The sequence below is a fragment of the Salinibacterium sp. 10G20-15 genome, assembly GCF_057365065.1.
The window spans coordinates 2,392,026-2,410,308 of the sequence record NZ_CP195118.1 but is presented as its reverse complement, the minus strand read 5'-3'; the positions used below and the strand labels follow the sequence as shown (position 1 = coordinate 2,410,308).

Annotated in this window: 17 protein-coding genes; all 17 read right to left on the bottom strand. The window is 60.8% G+C overall.

The genetic code is table 11. The features are described from left to right. Nucleotides 1-15: 15 nt before the first annotated feature. Nucleotides 16-1,473: a glutamate synthase subunit beta gene (locus ACR3YK_RS11665; protein WP_486175024.1), complete on the bottom strand. Its 1,458-nt coding sequence runs from the start codon at nucleotides 1,471-1,473 to the stop codon at nucleotides 16-18. Then, the gene (gltB, locus tag ACR3YK_RS11660; protein WP_486175023.1) at nucleotides 1,466-6,040 is read right to left on the bottom strand and encodes a glutamate synthase large subunit; all 4,575 of its coding nucleotides are present in this window, start codon (nucleotides 6,038-6,040) and stop codon (nucleotides 1,466-1,468) included. Before gltB ends, ACR3YK_RS11665 begins: the two co-directional genes overlap by 8 nt. Nucleotides 6,041-6,147: 107 nt before the next feature. Then, complete coding sequence (gene lgt / locus ACR3YK_RS11655) at nucleotides 6,148-7,206, bottom strand: prolipoprotein diacylglyceryl transferase (protein ID WP_486175022.1); 1,059 nt, start codon at nucleotides 7,204-7,206, stop codon at nucleotides 6,148-6,150. Nucleotides 7,207-7,230: 24 nt separating this feature from the next. Continuing rightward, nucleotides 7,231-8,013 (bottom strand): tryptophan synthase subunit alpha, encoded by a 783-nt coding sequence (gene trpA, locus ACR3YK_RS11650; RefSeq protein WP_486175021.1) that lies wholly within the window; start codon nucleotides 8,011-8,013, stop codon nucleotides 7,231-7,233. Nucleotides 8,014-8,015: 2 nt separating this feature from the next. Continuing rightward, on the bottom strand, nucleotides 8,016-9,233 hold the full coding sequence (gene trpB, locus ACR3YK_RS11645) for a tryptophan synthase subunit beta (RefSeq protein ID WP_486175020.1): 1,218 nt from the start codon (nucleotides 9,231-9,233) through the stop codon (nucleotides 8,016-8,018). Next, nucleotides 9,233-10,003, bottom strand: a complete 771-nt coding sequence (gene trpC / locus ACR3YK_RS11640) for an indole-3-glycerol phosphate synthase TrpC (RefSeq protein WP_486175019.1) — start codon at nucleotides 10,001-10,003, stop codon at nucleotides 9,233-9,235. Before trpC ends, trpB begins: the two co-directional genes overlap by 1 nt. Before the next feature lies 1 nt (nucleotide 10,004). Next, complete coding sequence (locus ACR3YK_RS11635) at nucleotides 10,005-10,235, bottom strand: DUF6704 family protein (RefSeq protein ID WP_100388952.1); 231 nt, start codon at nucleotides 10,233-10,235, stop codon at nucleotides 10,005-10,007. 60 nt (nucleotides 10,236-10,295) lie between these two features. Next, the gene (locus tag ACR3YK_RS11630; protein ID WP_486175018.1) at nucleotides 10,296-10,865 is read right to left on the bottom strand and encodes a Trp biosynthesis-associated membrane protein; all 570 of its coding nucleotides are present in this window, start codon (nucleotides 10,863-10,865) and stop codon (nucleotides 10,296-10,298) included. Further along, on the bottom strand, nucleotides 10,862-12,388 hold the full coding sequence (locus tag ACR3YK_RS11625) for an anthranilate synthase component I (protein ID WP_486175017.1): 1,527 nt from the start codon (nucleotides 12,386-12,388) through the stop codon (nucleotides 10,862-10,864). Before ACR3YK_RS11625 ends, ACR3YK_RS11630 begins: the two co-directional genes overlap by 4 nt. Next, entirely contained in the window at nucleotides 12,381-12,758 is a 378-nt protein-coding gene (gene hisI, locus ACR3YK_RS11620; RefSeq protein WP_486175016.1) for a phosphoribosyl-AMP cyclohydrolase, read from the bottom strand. The genes ACR3YK_RS11625 and hisI overlap by 8 nt, the downstream gene beginning before the upstream one ends. Further along, nucleotides 12,755-13,507, bottom strand: coding sequence for an imidazole glycerol phosphate synthase subunit HisF (hisF, locus tag ACR3YK_RS11615; RefSeq protein ID WP_486175015.1), 753 nt, complete (start codon nucleotides 13,505-13,507; stop codon nucleotides 12,755-12,757). The genes hisI and hisF overlap by 4 nt, the downstream gene beginning before the upstream one ends. Before the next feature lie 2 nt (nucleotides 13,508-13,509). Then, nucleotides 13,510-14,349, bottom strand: a complete 840-nt coding sequence (gene hisG, locus ACR3YK_RS11610; RefSeq protein ID WP_486175014.1) for an ATP phosphoribosyltransferase — start codon at nucleotides 14,347-14,349, stop codon at nucleotides 13,510-13,512. 43 nt (nucleotides 14,350-14,392) lie between these two features. Further along, complete coding sequence (locus ACR3YK_RS11605) at nucleotides 14,393-14,656, bottom strand: phosphoribosyl-ATP diphosphatase (RefSeq protein WP_486175013.1); 264 nt, start codon at nucleotides 14,654-14,656, stop codon at nucleotides 14,393-14,395. A 59-nt stretch (nucleotides 14,657-14,715) separates the two neighbouring features. Further along, nucleotides 14,716-15,090, bottom strand: coding sequence for an FKBP-type peptidyl-prolyl cis-trans isomerase (locus ACR3YK_RS11600; protein WP_100388945.1), 375 nt, complete (start codon nucleotides 15,088-15,090; stop codon nucleotides 14,716-14,718). Between the two features lie 181 nt (nucleotides 15,091-15,271). Next, nucleotides 15,272-15,940, bottom strand: coding sequence for a ribulose-phosphate 3-epimerase (gene rpe / locus ACR3YK_RS11595; RefSeq protein ID WP_486175012.1), 669 nt, complete (start codon nucleotides 15,938-15,940; stop codon nucleotides 15,272-15,274). Between the two features lie 13 nt (nucleotides 15,941-15,953). Beyond that, nucleotides 15,954-17,318, bottom strand: coding sequence for an RsmB/NOP family class I SAM-dependent RNA methyltransferase (locus tag ACR3YK_RS11590; protein WP_486175011.1), 1,365 nt, complete (start codon nucleotides 17,316-17,318; stop codon nucleotides 15,954-15,956). Next, nucleotides 17,315-18,235, bottom strand: a complete 921-nt coding sequence (gene fmt / locus ACR3YK_RS11585) for a methionyl-tRNA formyltransferase (RefSeq protein WP_486176412.1) — start codon at nucleotides 18,233-18,235, stop codon at nucleotides 17,315-17,317. The genes ACR3YK_RS11590 and fmt overlap by 4 nt, the downstream gene beginning before the upstream one ends. Nucleotides 18,236-18,283 lie beyond the last annotated feature (48 nt).

Genomic DNA, 18,283 nt, shown 5'->3' with positions numbered 1-18,283 from the left:
GTGGTGGTGGAACTCTTAGAGCGTCATGCCTCGATCGTGCGGGTGAACGGGGAACGGCAATTGTGTCTCCCCCTCAAGGTAGCGATCAACGGCGGATGCCGCAGCCCGACCTTCAGCAATCGCCCACACGATCAGCGACTGGCCACGACCTGCATCTCCCACGACGTAGACGCCGGGGGTTCCACTTTCGTAGTTGTCGTCGCGGGTGAGGTTGCCGCGGTTGTCAGCCTCGAGCGGAAGCTGCTTGTCGAGAGTGTCAGTTTCGGGCCCGGTGAACCCGAGAGCCAGTAGAACGAGATCCGCCGGGATTTCGCGCTCGGTTCCCGCCTTAGGGAGGCGTCGACCGTCAACGAACTCGGTTTCCGCTACACGGATCGCGCGTACCTCGCCAACGGAGTTTGTGAGAAACTCGACCGTTGAGGCCAAGTACTGGCGCTCGCCGCCCTCTTCGTGAGCACTTGAAACCTCGAAAAGCGTCGGGGTCAACGGCCACGGTTGGTGCTCTGGGCGTTCGCTGGGAGGCTGTACACCGATCGCAAGGTTCGTGACGGACAGCGCACCCTGGCGGTGTGCCGTTCCGATGCAGTCCGCTCCGGTGTCGCCGCCGCCGAGAACGACGACGTGCTTACCTTCAGCGGTGATTTGCTCACTGACCGAATCGCCAGCGACCGCACGGTTCGACTGCACGAGATACTCCATGGCGAAGTGAACGCCAAGCGCATCCCGGCCCGGAATGGGCAGATCACGGGGTACGGTGGCGCCTGTGGCAACCACGACAGCGTCGTAGCGTGAGCGGAGATCGTTCCACGAGATGTCGACACCGATGTTGACGCCGGCGCGGAAACGCGTTCCCTCAGCCTGCATTTGCGCGAGACGCGACTCGATGTGGCGCTTCTCCATTTTGAAATCTGGAATTCCATAACGCAGCAATCCGCCGATGCGGTCTTCGCGCTCGAAAACAGCGACAGTGTGGCCCGCCCGTGTCAGTTGTTGAGCGGCAGCAAGCCCCGCGGGGCCCGAGCCGACAACGGCCACGGTCTTGCCCGTCAAGCGTCCGGGCGGGTGGGGCGTGACGTTACCGTCAGCGAAAGCCTGATCGATGATCGAAACTTCGATTTGCTTGATCGTCACTGCCGGCTGGTTGATTCCCAGCACGCACGAGCTCTCGCATGGTGCCGGGCACAAACGTCCCGTGAACTCTGGGAAATTGTTGGTGGCATGAAGACGCTCGATCGCTTCGGCACTCTCCCCGCGGCGCATGAGGTCGTTCCATTCCGGAATCAGGTTGCCGAGTGGGCACCCCTGATGACAGAACGGTACGCCACAGTCCATGCAACGACCAGCCTGCCGAGCTAGCTGGCCCGACTCTTGCTGCTCATAAACCTCTTTGTAGTCCATCAGTCGAAGACTGACGGGGCGCCGCTTCGGCAGCTCGCGCTCTTGAACCTTGAGGAATCCCTTGGGATCAGCCACCGGTAACCTCCCTAATTCGCGCCCAGGTGACGTCCCCGTCGGGGTCGAGTCCCTCGGCTAATGCAGTCTCTCGAGTTTGGATAACGGCCGCGTAATCACGAGGCGTAACCTTCGTGAATTGGGCTGCCGTGGCATCCATATCGGCCAGCATGCTTTCGGCAACTACTGACCCGGTCTCTTCGAGATGACGTTCGAGGAGATCCTTGACGATTTCAATATCGGCACTACCGAGGCCGCTCAACATGAGCTCCCCTGAACTCAGGGAGTCACCGTTGACACGTTCCTCGCGGAGCTGGTGGACGTAGGCGGTACCGCCTGACATTCCCGCACCTAGGTTGCGGCCAGTGGCGCCAAGGATCAGCACCAGCCCGCCCGTCATGTATTCGAGCGCGTGGTCGCCGACGCCTTCGGCAACTGCGGTAGCGCCGGAGTTTCGTACCATGAACCGCTCGCCGACTTTGCCACGGATGAAGATGCTTCCGCTGGTGGCACCGTAACCGATGACGTTTCCGGCGATGACGTTCTTCTCCGCAGCGAACACACTAGTGAGGTCAGGGCGCACGACAACGGAGCCGCCCGACAATCCCTTACCGACGTAGTCGTTGCTATCACCATAGAGCTTGATCGAGATACCGGCGGGGACGAACGCTGCCAACGACTGACCGGCAGAACCGTGCAGCGTGATCGAAATCGTGTTCGCGGGCAACCCGTGCTCGCCATGGCGGCGAGTAACTTCGTGACCCAGCATCGTTCCGACCGCTCGATCAGTGTTGCGAACAGCCAGATCAATCTCGACCGACTCGTTGTCCTCTAAAGCGGCCTTGCTCAACTGGATGAGCTGCTGGTCGAAGTGCTCTGCGAGTTCGTGATCCTGCTCGACGGCATGCGTGCGCGGCTCCGTCGAGCTGAGTTCGGGGCCGTCGAATACCGGCGACAGGTCGAGGCCGTCAGTCTTCCAGTGCGAAACCGCACGATCGACATCGAGCAGTTCGCTGTGGCCAATCGCTTCTTCCAGAGTGCGGAAGCCAAGTTCTGCCAAGTACTCGCGTACTTCTTGAGCTAAGAACTCGAAGAAGTTCACCACGAATTCGGGCTTTCCGGTGAAGCGCTCCCGTAGCTCAGGATTCTGAGTCGCCACGCCAACGGGGCACGTGTCGAGGTGACAGACGCGCATCAGGATACAACCCGACACCACGAGAGGAGCCGTTGCGAAGCCATACTCTTCAGCACCCAAAAGCGCGCCGATAATGACATCGCGGCCGGTCTTCATCTGACCGTCTACCTGCACCACGACGCGGTCGCGCATGCCATTGAGCATGAGCGTCTGCTGGGTCTCGGCCAAACCGATCTCCCAAGGCGTACCCGCGTGCTTAAGCGAGTTCAGCGGGCTCGCACCAGTACCACCGTCGTGGCCGGACACCAACACAACATCAGCCTTCGCCTTCGTGACACCGGCAGCGACGGCGCCAATACCCTTTTGGCTTACAAGCTTGACGTGCACGCGCGCCGAGGGATTCGAGCGCTTCAAATCGAAAATCAATTGCTTGAGGTCTTCGATCGAGTAGATGTCGTGGTGAGGCGGTGGTGAGATCAGGCCAACACCGGGAGTGCCGTGACGCGTTCGCGCGATCCAGGGGTACACCTTGCCGGCGGGCAGTTGTCCGCCTTCGCCGGGCTTTGCGCCCTGAGCCATCTTGATTTGGATGTCATCGGCATGGGAGAGATACATGCTTGTGACTCCAAAACGACCCGAAGCGACCTGCTTAATAGCACTGCGGCGAGTGGGATCGAGAAGACGATCCACGTCTTCTCCCCCCTCGCCCGTGTTCGAGCGTGCACCGAGTTGATTCATCGCAATCGCGAGCGTCTCATGCGCTTCCTTACTGATGGACCCGTAGCTCATGGCGCCTGTACTGAAGCGCTTAACGATGTTCGAGACTGGCTCGACCTCGTCGATCGGGATCGGGGTGCGCTCGGCCGTCTTGAGCTTGAAAAGCCCACGGAGCGTCATCAGGTTCTCGGCTTGTTCGTCGACCTTCGACGTGTACTCGCGGAAAATATCGTAACGTCGCGTTCGCGTCGAATGCTGCAGCTTGAAAACGGTTTCAGGATTGAACAGATGCGGCGGCCCCTCACGACGCCACTGATACTCACCGCCGGTGTTGAGACGTTCATGAACGGTGGGCGCACGATCCTCGGGGTAAGCGTTGATGTGACGTTCAGCGTTCTCGCGAGCAATCACATCGAGGCCCACACCCCCCAGGATGCTCTTGGTGCCGGTGAAGTATTGATCAACGAACGCCTGCGAAAGCCCCACGGCCTCAAAGGCCTGCGCCCCCGCATAAGAACTCACTACAGAGATGCCCATCTTGGACATAATCTTCAGCACGCCCTTGCCCAGGGCAGTAATCAGGTTGCGAACAGCCTTTTCAGGGGTAATTCCGGTGATCGTTCCGTTACGGACGAGTTCTTCTGCGGATTCCATCGCAAGGTAGGGGTTGATGGCAGAGGCGCCGTATCCAACGAGTAACGCGACGTGATGAACCTCACGCACGTCACCGGCCTCGACAATAATCCCAACCTTCATCCGCTCCTGCTGGCGAATCAGGTGATGATGCACGGTGGCGAGCATCAGCAGCGACGGAATCGGGGCGAGATCCTTGTTCGAGTCTCGATCAGAGAGAACGATAAACTCAGCGCCGGCGGCAATAGCAGCATCAGCTTCAGCGCACATCTCGGCGAGCCGGGATTCCATTGCGGAGGGGCCGGTATCAACGCGGTATAGCCCCTTGATCGTGGTCGAAAGACGACTTCCGGGGTGCGGTTCGATGTGCTGAATCTTGGCGAGCTCGTCGTTGTCGATCACGGGGAACGGCAGCGCAACTTGCTTGGCGTGCTCAGGGGTCGCATCCAACAGGTTGCGCTGGGGGCCGACCCCGAGCGCCATCGACGTCACGACGGCTTCGCGAATTGAATCGAGAGGCGGATTAGTGACCTGTGCGAACTGCTGAGTGAAGTAGTCGAAGAGCAGACGCGGGCGCTGAGAGAGCACGGCAATCGGAGTATCTGACCCCATGGCACCCAACGGTTCGGCACCGAGCCGCGACATGGGCTCGATGAGGATGCGCACTTCTTCCTCGGTGTAACCGAAGGTGCGCTGACGACGAGTGACCGACGCAGGTGTATGCACAATGTGCTCGCGCTCAGGAAGCTCTTCGAGGGCGATTCGACCGCTCTCGAGCCACTCAGCCCAGGGCTGCGATGCAGCGAGCTCGGCCTTGATTTCGTCATCTTCGATCAAACGACCAGCGGCCGTATCTACGAGGAACATCTTGCCGGGGCGGAGACGTCCCTTACGAACAACCTTCGTCGGTTCGACGTCGAAGACACCAATCTCGCTCGCGAGAACGACGAGACCGTCATCGGTGACCAAGTAACGTCCGGGGCGAAGTCCGTTGCGGTCGAGAGTGGCACCCACGAGAGAGCCATCGGTGAAGACAAGGGCGGCAGGACCATCCCACGGCTCCATGAGCATCGAGTGGTACTCGTAGAAGGCACGACGACGCGGATCGGTATCGGTCTGGTTCTCGTACGCTTCGGGAACCATCATCATCATGGCGTGTGGCAATGAACGACCAGCCAAGTTGAGTAGTTCGACAACCTCATCGAACGAAGCCGAGTCGCTGGCGCCCGGAGTATTGACCGGAAGAATGTCCTTGATGTCACCAAAGACCGCCGACTCGAGCTGAGACTGACGGGCGCGCATCCAGTTGCGGTTTCCCTGCACGGTGTTGATCTCGCCGTTGTGAGCGACCATGCGGAACGGCTGAGCAAGCGGCCAAGACGGGAATGTGTTTGTGGAATAACGCGAGTGCACGAGCGCAAGCTTGGACGCGAAGCGCTCGTCTGACAGGTCAGGGTAGAACGGCTCGAGCTGAAGCGTCGTAACCATTCCCTTATAGGTGATCGTTCGACACGACAACGACGGGAAGTACACGTGAAGCTCGCGCTCGGCGCGCTTACGCAGGCGATACGTCTGACGGTCAAGGTGAATGCCGCGAAGCGTTCCCTTGAGATCGACTCGCTTCGACTGCAGGAAGAGTTGTTCGAACGCGGGCATAGCGCCGCGAGCCAGCGAGCCAAGTTCTCCCGGCTGGATCGGAACGTCGCGCCAGCCGAGAACCGTGAGGTCCTCTTCTTCAGCGAGCTTCTCGATGCCCTCTTTCACCTCGGCGCGCGCTGCGCTGTCGAGGGGCAAGAACGCGATGCCGGCGGCATAGCGGCCCTCGGTAGGCAGGTCAAACTCTACGACGTCGCGGAAGAACGCGTCCGGAATTTGGAGCATGATGCCAGCACCATCGCCGGTTCCGGCATCAGAGCCGACGGCGCCACGGTGCTCGAGGTTACGCAGCGCCTCGAGAGCGGTCGCGATAATGTCGTGCCCGGGGGTGCCGCGCAGGGTCGCCACCATGGCGAGCCCGCAGGCGTCTTTCTCATTAGTTGGGTCATACATCCCCTGTGCTAGAGGGATCGATCCAAATCGTTCAAAGGGTGGGGTAACAGCCATGCCGTACCGTCCTCACGTATTACTGGTGCGGAGAGGGACTTCTATGGCCCAGAGACAATTTTCAGCGCCTGATTCAGGTCTGAGAGGGTGCGACCGCTTGTGGCGGACTATTTCGAAGCTATGCCAGGAGCGGACTCCTCGACAGCGTTGACGACAATGTCATGTTCGGAATAACGATCTTCGGAGTTTACAACACCATCGCCAGACCACGTGTGACCATCAACGTAAGCCGTCTTTTCCGCGCCCACGTGACGACGGGACTGGATGACGAAGAGCGCGACGCCGAGAGCAACAGTTAACAGGGCTCCCCAGACATTTACGCGCAGCCCGAGAATTACTTCGCTCGGGTCAATCCGAATCGACTCAAACCACACGCGGCCAATGCCGTACCAGATCATGTACAGCGCCCAAACCTTGCCCCACTGAAGACGGACAGGACCGGTGGGCGCGAAGACGGGAACCGTAATACCGAGAACATGCTTTTTGACGAAGCCATACTGGCGCTCCATGGTGAGCAAGAAAACAATGCCCACGACATTCCAGATCATTTCGTAGAGGAACGTCGGGTGGAACAGTGTGTCGGCGGGAAGCCCCACCGGTATAGCTGAATTGCCGGCATCGATCTGCAGGCCCCACGGCAATGCCGTCGGCTGTCCGAAAAGCTCCTGGTTGAAGTAGTTGCCGAGACGACCAATAGCCTGAGCCAAGAGCATGGCGGGAGCCAGAGCATCCGCAAAGCTCCAAAAACGGATTCCAGTGATACGGGCGCCGATGTAAGCACCTACAGCGCCACCGATGAGCGAGCCAAAGATGGCGTTGCCACCGTTCCAGATGCGGATAATTTCCCACGGGTCTGCGCCTTCGTAGAAGTAGTCCCCCGGGTGAGTCGCGACGTGGTACAAACGGGCACCGACGAGCCCCAACGGCACCGCCCAGATGATGATGTCAATGACAATCCCCGGTTCAGCGCCATGCCGTGTGAGGCGACGTTCGGTAAGCATCGTTGCTGCGATGATTCCCAGAAGGATGCAGATCGCATAGGTGTGAATCTGAACCGCTTGACCGAAGTTAAGGCCTACAGCACTGAACCACTGATCGAACGGGATCGTAACAAGCGTCGACCACGAGTCAGGCGGGCTCGGGATACTGAGGGGCACTAATGACAAGGAGGTCACCTTTCTGGACTGCGACTAAGCAAGAGTACCGGTCGCGAGTGACGCTGCAGTCTTCGCAACAGCATCCACCCCACCGGTTGACAAAGCGCTGACGAACACTGAACCGACAATCGCACCGTCGGCGTAGGTGAGGACTTCACGGACCTGTTCGGCGGTTGAGATTCCCAGGCCTACGCAGGCGCTGGTGGAGCCAGCTTCACGCAGACGTGCCACGAGAGTCTTGGCTGCAGCGTCGACGTCGGAACGTGCGCCCGTAATGCCCATCGTGGAGACGGCGTAAACAAACCCGGTGCTCGCTTCAACCGCACGAACGAGGCGCGCGTCGCTCGACGACGGAGCCGCGAGGAACACCCGGTCGAGACCTGTTCGCTCGGATGCAGCGATCCAGTCAACCGCTTCGTCGCTCACGAGGTCAGGAGTAATGATTCCAGACCCGCCGGCAGCCTTGAGCTCATCGGCGAAACGATCGACGCCGTACTGCATGATCGGGTTCCAGTAGCTCATCAGAACAACCGGTGCCGACACGCGAGAGGTAATCTCGCGAACCGCATCGAAGCCGTCGTGAAGGCGGAAACCATTCGACAGCGCGGTCTGCGTTGCCTTCTGGATTGCGGGACCGTCCATGACCGGGTCGGAGTAAGGCAGACCGAGTTCGATCACATCGACGCCGTTCTCCGCCATTGCGACGGCTGCCTCGATGCTCTCGGCAACGGTCGGAAAACCGACGGGCAAGTAACCGATGAGGGCTCCGCCACGTTCCGCGTTGGCGCGAGCAATCGCCGCTTCTACTGTGCTCACGGCTACTCCCCTGCCTTGTTGGCTTCGGCTGAATCAATCAGTTCAAAATACTCGGCCGCTGTTTCCATGTCTTTGTCTCCGCGACCGCTGAGGTTCACGAGGATGACCGATTCTGGGCCCAACTGCTCGCCGAGCTTGAGCGCTCCGGCCAAGGCGTGCGCAGACTCAATAGCGGGGATGATTCCCTCGGTGCGGCTCAACAGTCGCAGAGCCTCCATCGCTTCGGCATCGGTGATCGGTTCGTAGTTGGCGCGGCCGATGTCCTTGAGCCAAGAATGCTCGGGCCCCACTCCGGGGTAGTCGAGACCCGCCGAAATCGAATGCGATTCCATGGTCTGGCCTTCGTCATCCTGCAGCATGTAGCTGCGAGCACCGTGCAGGACACCGGGGCGTCCCTTGGTGAGCGTGGCAGCGTGACGCTCGGTCAAATGCCCCTCGCCGGCTGCTTCATAGCCATAGAGGGCCACACCCGGGTCATCGAGGAAAGCGTGGAAGATTCCCATCGCATTACTACCACCACCCACGCACGCGGCGACGGCTGCAGGAAGAGCGCCGGTGAGTTCAAGAACTTGTTTGCGCGCCTCATCGCCGATGACACGGTGGAAGTCTCGAACCATGACGGGGAAAGGATGCGGACCCGCGACGGTGCCCATGAGGTAATGACTGTCTTCGACGTTGGCGACCCAGTCGCGCAGTCCCTCGTTGATTGCGTCCTTCAGCGTGCGCGAGCCTGCCGTAACGGGGATGACCTCAGCCCCCAAGAGGCGCATACGAGCAACATTAAGGGCTTGTCGTTCGGTGTCGACTTCGCCCATGTAGACCACGCAGGACATACCGAAATAGGCTGCAGCAGTGGCTGTGGCGACACCGTGTTGGCCCGCGCCAGTCTCTGCAATCAGACGTGTCTTGCCCAAACGGCGGGCGAGCAACGCCTGACCCAGAACATTGTTGATCTTGTGAGAACCCGTGTGGTTGAGGTCTTCACGTTTGAGGATGACCCGAGCGCCCCCGGCATGTTTTGCAAAACGCGGCACCTCAGTGATGATCGAAGGACGCCCGGTGTAACTCGCGTGCAGCTCGGCAAGCTCGGCAGCGAACTCCGGATCGTTCTTAGCGTCGTTATAAGCAGCATCCAATTCATCGAGCGCGGCAATGAGCGATTCTGGAACGAATCGCCCGCCGAACTCACCGAAGTAGGGGCCCAGTTCATCTTTCAGCATTAGCAGTCCAAAAAGTCTTGCAAAGTGGCGATCGGGTCGCCCGTGACGAGAGCTTCGCCCACGAGAACGACGTCCGCTCCCGCGTTGCGGTAGTGCGCAACGTCTGCGGCGGTTTTCACTGCCGACTCTGCGATGCGGATGACTCCGCTAGGAATCTGGTCAGCGAGTTCGCTGAACAGATTTTGGTCAAGTTCAAACGTGCTCAAGTTGCGAGCGTTGACTCCCACGAGGCTCGCTCCCACGTCGAGGGCGCGAGAAACTTCCTCTGCTGAGTGTGTTTCTACCAGCGGAGTCATGCCGAGCTGCACGATGAGGTTGTAGAGCGTAGTCAACGTGGGCTGATCCAGCGCCGCGACGATCAAGAGAACGAGGTCAGCACCGGCGGCTCGAGCCTCAAACACCTGATACGGCTCGGCAATAAAGTCTTTGCGTAACACAGGAAGCCGCACTACAGACTTCACCGCCACGAGGTCGTCAAGCGACCCGCCGAAGCGGCGCTGTTCGGTCAGCACGCTAATCGCACTCGCTCCCCCGGTTTGATACGAGGTGGCGAGCGACGCAGGATCACTGATCTCTGCCAAAGCGCCACGAGACGGGCTAGACCGCTTGATCTCAGCAATAATGTGCACACGCTCGCGCGGAGACAAAGCGTCAAGAGCATCGAGCGCCGGAGCAGCATCAGCCGCAGCGCGCTCTACAGCGGCGAGACTGACGGTCTCACGACGGACGGCGGCGTCCTCACGAGCGCCGTCAACTAAATCGGAGAGCACTTTAGCTGTGCGTCTTAGGGGTGAGTTTGTCGCCACCCACGCCGTAGCCAAGGCGCTTGAGCACCTGGCCGACGATCAGCCCAACGACAACCAGTCCGGCCGACGCGAAGACAAGCCACGCAATGTTGAACCAGAAAGCGAGCGTTCCGATCGTGAACGCGACCAACATGATCACTACAGCGGTCCATGCCGCCGGGGAGTTTCCGTGGCCGGGGTCATTATCAGTACTCATCAGGCTCCATTCTTTGCTGATCCTAAATTGTAGCGGGAGTAAGCCGCTCGGCGTTGCCAATTAGCGCTCAGTCGGGTCGATTCCACGACTTTGCGCGTCCCACTGCGAGGCGGGATCATCCGCGACAGTGCCGGTTGCTCGCTCGTATTTTTTCGTGGCAGTCGGCCACCGGCGAGCGGTGATCGTTGCAAGCAAACCCACAAGGATAAGAAGCACCCCTGCAACGAGCGCGGTATACGACCACATACTGCCCTCAACCGCGACGATGAGCGCCCGAACAGAATCGATGCCACTGATGCCCGTGGACTGGGTCACCAGTTCGGACGACGCCAGAGCGGGGTCGGCGATGGTCGCTTGGCTCACGACGACAATTGCCACACCTACCCCTGCCGCCACGACACCCAGAATCCGTCGCACAAACACCGACGCGATACTCAGAGCAGCAACCAGCGCGAACACGGAAAGTGCGAGCGCAGCCAGCGCCCCGGCTGCATCGCTGCCGAGCACCTCGACCGTGACGTCATCCGGCAGCGTGATGGTGAACCACCGCTGGGTCCACGTGAGCATGACCAGAGCGGCGAGAAGTACGAGCCCCGCGAGAACTACCGTTCGAGACCGCTTACCGTTCATGAGCTCAACTGTGTCATCGCATTGGCGACCGCAACAGCACGCAACGGCGCTGCAGCCTTATTTTGCGCTTCTTGGTGCTCTGCAGCGGGATCTGAATCCGCAACGAGCCCGGCACCCGCCTGCACCCGAGCCATACCGTCAACAATCGTGACCGTGCGGATAGCAATTGCCAGGTCGGCGTCACCGGCGAAGTCAAAGTAACCCACGACTCCCCCGTACACACCGCGCTGAGCGGGTTCGAGCTCGTCAATAATCTCTAGTGCTCGCGGCTTCGGGGCGCCCGAGAGCGTGCCGGCGGGGAACGTTGCGCGGAACACATCGACCGCGGTTGCGTCAGGGCGCAAATCGCCTTCTACGGACGAAACAAGGTGCATGATGTGGCTGAAGCGCTCGACTTGCATGAATTCCGTCACCGCGACCGTGCCCGGAGTGCACACCTTCAGGAGGTCGTTACGAGCAAGGTCGACAAGCATCAGGTGTTCGGCTAGTTCCTTGGTATCAGCAAGCAATTCCTCAGCAAGTTCACGATCGCGTTCGGTGTCAGTGCCCCGCGGACGCGAACCCGCAATCGGATGCATGTGCACACGCTTGTGGCTGACCTTCACGAGCGCCTCGGGGCTCGCGCCCACGATGGAGTACGGTCGTCCATCCACACCGACGAGCGAGAGCAGATACATGTACGGCGACGGGTTTAGAGTGCGCAGCACGCGGTACACGTCTAGCGGCGTCGCCGAGACCTCGTGGTCGAAACGTTGAGAGATTACGACCTGGAAGACATCGCCATCACGAATAAATTCTTTGGACTTCTCAATGGCGTTTGCGTACTCGGCAGGAGTGGTGCGCGGGGCGGGCTGCGGTTCGATCTCGATGTCGACATCGGCCAGAAAGGCTTCCGTCGGCTGGGCTAGGCCCGTCTGGAGGGAGTCGAGACGCAATTGCGTCTCCGCCCACATATCGTCGGCAGACTGGTGAGCATCGTTGAGCGCGGTCGAAATCAGCAAAACCGTGCCGAAACGGTGGTCGAGAACCACGAGATCGGATACAAAACTAAGCGCTTGGCTCGGGACCTCGAAGTCAGCAGGAGGGGCATCCGGAAGGTTTTCGAGCTCTCGAACGGCTTCCCAGCCAACAAAGCCGACGAGACCACCGGTCAACGGAGGGTGCCCCTCAACGCGCGGAGTCTTCCAGCGCTCGTTGAGATGCGCGAGTGCTTCCAGCGGAGCCGTCGGGCAGTCGTCGCCCAGAATGCGCTCTCGCGGCATCCCGTAGTCGATCCACTCGACGCCATGCTCGTGCTGCGTGAGAACGCCAAAGCTTGCGACACCGACGAACGAGAAGCGTGCCCAAATGCCGCCCTGCCCGGCCGACTCAAGCAAGAACGTGCCCGGATTTGCTTTCGCCAATTTGCGGTAAACCCCGACCGGAGTCTCACCATCAGCGAAGAGTTGGCGGATGACCGGAACGACACGGTGGCGGGCAGCGACGAGCTGATCGAACTCTTCGCGAGTGGTGGTGCTATTCATCAGAGAATCCTTGACGGGGAACGAGCGGATCTACGTCGAAACAAGAGTGAGTGCCGGTGTGGCACGCGGGGCCGATCTGCTCTACACCCACGAGCAGCGCATCCCGGTCGCAGTCCAGGGCCGCAGTGCGCACGTACTGGCGGTGCCCGCTCGTGTCGCCCTTGCGCCAGAGTTCCTGACGGCTGCGGCTGTAGAACGTCACACGCCCCTCAGTGAGGGTTCGCGTGAGTGCTTCGGCGTTCATGTAACCCAACATGAGCACCTCTTTGGTGTCCCACTGCTGGATGATCGCCGGCAGTAAACCGTCGGCAGCGAACTGAGCGCGTTCCAGCACGTCGTTCACGGTCTCGAGAGTGAGTTCATCGCTCATCGTGTAACCAATCCCTGGCTGTTGAGTGAAGCCTTGACATCGCCAACCGTCAACTGACGGTTGTGGAAGACGGATGCTGCGAGTACGGCATCCGCGCCAGCATCGATGGCGGGAGCGAAATGCTCGACCTTGCCGGCTCCACCACTGGCGATAACCGGCACAGTGGCGAATTCGCTGATCGCCGAGACGAGTTCGAGGTCGAAACCCTCTTTCGTACCGTCGGCATCGATGGAGTTGACGAGCAACTCTCCGGCGCCACGTTCCATGGCCTCACGCGCCCATTCGAGCGCGTCGCGATCCGTCTCGGTGCGGCCACCGTGCGTCGTGACAATCCAGCCGTCTCCGCGCCGCTTAATGTCGAGGCTGAGCACGAGAACCTGAGCACCGAAACGGTGAGCAATGTCATCAATCAGTTGGGGCCGCGCCAGAGCGGCGCTATTGACGCCTACCTTGTCGGCGCCGTGAGCCAACAGCTTCGACACGTCGTCAGGCTGGCGAACCCCGCCACCGACGGTGAGCGGAATAAAGATCTGCTCGGCTGCGGAACGCACTACCTCGTACATCGTGGCGCGGCCTTCGACCGTTGCCGTCACATCGAGGAAGGTAACCTCGTCGGCCCCCTGCTCGTAGTACAGACGCGCGAGAGACACGGGATCTCCAGCATCGCGAAGATCTTTGAAGTTGACGCCCTTCACTACGCGGCCGTCGGCAACATCGAGACACGGAATGACCCGTACAGCGACCGTCATAACTAGATCCTCGCTGCGTGAATCGCGCTGACCAGAATGGCCCGAGCGCCGACAGCGTGCAGTTCGTCCATGACCTGATTGGTATCGACCCGACGAACCATTGAACGCACAGCGACCCACGCAGGATCTTGCAAGGGAGAAACGGTGGGGCTCTCGATGCCCGGGGTCACCTTCGTCGCTGCTTCGAGCAGCGTGACCGGCACGTCGTAGTCGATGAGAACGTACTGGCGAGCGACAAGAACGCCCTGCAAGCGACGCTGCAGCGTAGCGCTACCTTCGACATCTGTGCCGGAACTAATGAGCACAGCAGTCGAGTCGAGAATAACGGGGCCGAAGATTTCGAGACCCTGAGCGCGAAGCGTGGAACCGGTCGACACCACGTCGGCCACAGCATCCGCCACTCCGAGTCGGATCGCGGACTCCACAGCTCCGTCGAGGCTCACGAGCTCTGCCGTGACGCCGTGACGCTCAAGAAACCCTCCAACGAGGCCGGCATAGCTCGTGGCAACCCGAACTCCGTTGAGGTCGGAAAGTTCGGTGAACCGTCCCGGCTCCCCCGCGAAACGGAACGTCGAGTCACCGAAATTCAAGGCCGCGATCTCCACGGCCGGTGATCCCGAGTCCAAGAGAAGATCTCGACCAGTGATTCCAACATCGAGGGCGCCCGAGCCCACGTAGGTGGCAATGTCACGCGGACGGAGGTAGAAAAACTCCACGCCATTGCGCTCATCGCGCACATTCAATGCTCGAGGATCCCGTCGGCCCGCATAGCCGGCTTCGTACAACATCTCGGAAGCGATCTCGCTCAGTGAGCCCTTGTTGGGCACAGCAACTCTTAACATGTCAACTCTCAGTCGATTGGTGCGATAAGTGGTCGGAGGCGCATCAAAGATGTCGCCACACGTCCTCGGGGCTCAGACCCTTAGCAACCATCAGAACTTGGAGGTGGTAAATGAGTTGAGAGATCTCTTCTGCGGTTTCTTCGTCCGACTGGTACTCAGCTGCCATCCATACTTCGGCAGCCTCTTCCACAATCTTCTTGCCGATCGAATGCACTCCGGCATCCCACAGGGCAACCGAACCAGAGTCGGCGGGACGTTCTACCGCTTTGCGGCTTAGCTCAGCAAAAAGTGCGTCGAAGTCTTTCACACGTCAAGGGTACCGCCCCGGAGGGCGGTCCCTTGCCGCATGACTTGAACGAGGTGTGACTAGTTCGTGCCGAGCAGGTCGATCACGAAGGTCAAAGTGCGTCCGGAGAGCTGGTGACCAGCACCGGCGGGACCGTAGGCGAGGTGCGGCGGGCAGATGAGCTGGCGACGGCCGCCCACCTTCATGCCCGGAATTCCCTCCTGCCAACCGCTAATGAGCGCCATGAGCGGAAAGTTGATGGACTCGCCGCGGCTCCACGAGGAGTCGAACTCTTCGAGAGTCTCGAAGTCGACGCCCAAGTAGTGCACGTCAACCGTGGAACCCGCAGTTGCCTCTGCGCCGGTTCCCTCTTCAATGTCGATGATGACGAGTTCAGTGGGCGCAGGGCCCTCATAGAACTCGACCTCTGGCTTAGTTTTTCCTGAATCAGTCATTGGACTAGTCAACCAGATGACTCCGGATGCCCCGCTTCTCGCACCGCCAAAGGTGGCCGTGTTCGCTGTGGGCAGCAAGACACGCGCTTATTCGGCTGGGCTTGCACCTGGGTGCTAGCGGTTCGATCGCATTCCGAACAGAGCGTGGGAGCGCTACAGAGCGTGGGACCTCTACAGAACGTCAGTGAGCATGACGGTGAGCGCTAGCCTTCTCGCGCAGTTCTGACACCCGCAGTGAAGGGTCGTCGCCTCGGTACACCGAAGAACCAGCAACAAAAGTATCGGCCCCGGCCGCTGCCGCGATCTCGATCGTGCGCTCGTCGACTCCGCCGTCGACTTGGAGCCAGACATCGAGCCCGCGCTTGTCGACGAGTTCACGAAGCTGGGTGAGCTTGGGCATCGTCTCTTCCATGAAGCTCTGGCCACCAAAACCCGGCTCGACCGTCATCACGAGAACCTGGTCGAACTCCTCGAGCAGTTCGAGATACGGCTCAATCGGAGTACCGGGCTTGACCGCGATGCCGGCACGAGCGCCTTTCGCCCGCAGCGTGCGGGCGAGACCCAAGGCATCCGCTGCAGCCTCAGCATGGAACGTTACGCCGTAAGCGCCGAGGTCGGCGTAGTCGGGCGCCCAGCGGTCAGGGTCCGTAATCATCAAGTGCACATCGAGCGGGATCGTAGAGACCTGCTGGATGCGCTCCGTCATCTGAAGACCGAACGTCAGGTTCGGCACGAAGTGATTGTCCATGATGTCGACATGGACGAGGTCAGCGTTCGAGATCTTGGCGATATCCCGTTCGAGATTGACGAAATCCGCCGCCAGAATGCTGGGGTTGATGCGTACAGACATAACCGAAACCTCTCTAAGCGTCAGCCTTGACAAGCAGTTGAATGAACATGGCGTCAGTTCCGTGACGGTGCGGCCACAACTGAACGTGGGCTGCTTCGGGCAGGTCAAGCTCTGCCTTGGAGAAGCCCCGCACCACCGCAGGCGTATCCATCTTGGTCACTCCCTCGACCTTACGCAGCACCGACCCGACGATCGCCTTCGTTTCAGCGGCGTGCGGCGAGCACGTGACGTACGCCAAGACACCACCCGGCTTCAACGCCGTAAGCGCGGACTTCAGCAGCGCCGTCTGAATAGCCCCGAGTTGCGCGACATCGCCGGGCTGTTTGCGCCAACGAGCCTCGGGACGACGCCGGAGGGCGCCGAGACCGGTGCAGGGAGCGTCGAGCAGGATGCGGTCGAACTGATTCGGAAAATCTTCGCCAATGTCTACGCCATCCTTCTCCCATACCTCGGGCGGAGCATCGAAGACGGCCAGCGCATTGCGGACAAGCTTGGCGCGAGCGGGAACCAGTTCGTTGGCGGTGAGCGTCGCACCACCCTGCAGGGCTTCCGCGGCGAGCAAGGCCGCCTTGCCGCCGGGGCCAGCGCACATATCGAGCCATGACTCCCCCGGCTCGACGGGGCGAGCGCGGCTGAGAGCGAGCGCGGCGATTTGGGAGCCTTCGTCTTGCACGCGGGCGCGACCGGAGGCGATCGCCGCGTTCTTGGCCGGGTCACCTTCGCGGAGAGAGCCGCCAATCGGCGAGTACTCAGACGGAGTGACGTCAATGTCCGCAGCTTCCGAGAAACCCGGCAACGCTGCAACCGACACCCGAGCGGGCACGTTATCGGCGGCCAAGAGCCCTTCGAGTTCAGCTTCGCGCCCCTCGGCGACGAGAACCTGGCGGAAAGCCCGGGTGACCCACAGCGGATGCGAGTACGCCAGCGCGAGAGTTTCTTCGCCAGAGCCCGCAGCACCAATCACACGTTCGCGCCAGGTCTCGGCATCGTGCTTCGTGATGGCGCGCAGCACCGCATTGACGAAGCCGACCGCTGAACGAGAGCCAATGGTCTTGGCCAGCCGTACCGATTCATCGACGGCCGCGTGAGACGGCACGCGCATCGACAGGAGTTGGTGGGTCGCAAGGCGCAGCACATCGAGCACCGGTGGATCGATCTTCGCCACCGCGCGGCCGGCCGCTTGTGCGATCACGGCATCGTAATAACCCTGCATGCGCAGCGTGCCGTAGGTGAGCTCGGTGGCGAGCCCCGCATCGGCACTCGACAGTTTGGCGCGTTCGAGTTGAACGGGAAGGAGTAGGTTGGCGTACGCGTCCGAGTCGCGCACCGCCATGATGACGTCGAGCGCTACCCGACGGGCTGACTGTGCGTAGCTCATGAAGCCACCACCTCTGATTCTGAATTCAGGCCGCGCCACCAGGCTGCGGCATCCATTGCCTTGCGTCCCTCGGGATGGACCCGGAGAAGTTCTAGAGGGTCGGTTGCGGTGCCGACCAAGACTCTCTTACCGGCAAATTGGAAGTGACCGGGAGCAAGTGACGGGGTGTCACGCGCAATCGCCGCTTCGAGCACCTTGAGGCGGCTGCCGTCAATCGACGTCGAAGCGCCGGGCTCGGGCGTGACGCCGCGAATACGGTTGTGCACCGACGGCGCCGGCTCAGCCCAGTCGATGCGGCCGTCGTCGAGAGTGAGCTTCGGAGCCAACGTCACCTCACCGACCTGCGGCTCAGCATGAGCTCTACCGGCAGCAATCGAGTCGACCACCTCCGACAGCAGCGCGGCACCAGATAGCGATAATTGCTGCAGCAGCGAACCCGCGGTTTGCTGGGCACCGATCGGTTCGGTCATCGTGGCAAAGACATCGCCCGCGTCGAGTTGCTCGACAAGTTGGAACACCGTCGCGCCCGACACGGTATCCCCCGCCATAATCGCGCGCTGCACGGGGGCCGCACCTCGCCACTGCGGCAACAGCGAAAAATGCAGGTTGATCCAACCGAGTCGAGGAATCGTAAGAACGTTCGCGGGTACCAATCCGCCGTAAGCCACAATCACGCCGAGATCGACCTGAAGATCGTCAATGGCGGATGCCGCAGCCGTGTCGAGCCGGTTGGCACGAATAACGCTCACCCCAGCCTCGTGCGCGCGCGCCGCCACCGGCGTGGGGGTCATCACGCGGCGTCGCCCCTGGGGCGAATCGGTACGCGTGAGCACTCCGGCTACCTCGTGCTCGGAGGTCAGCAGCGCGTCGAGACTGGGAACAGCGACCTCGGGGCTACCGGCAAAAAGGAGTCGCAAGGAAGTCATCCACCAATTCTCTCGTGAAATCGCTCAAAGATACGCACT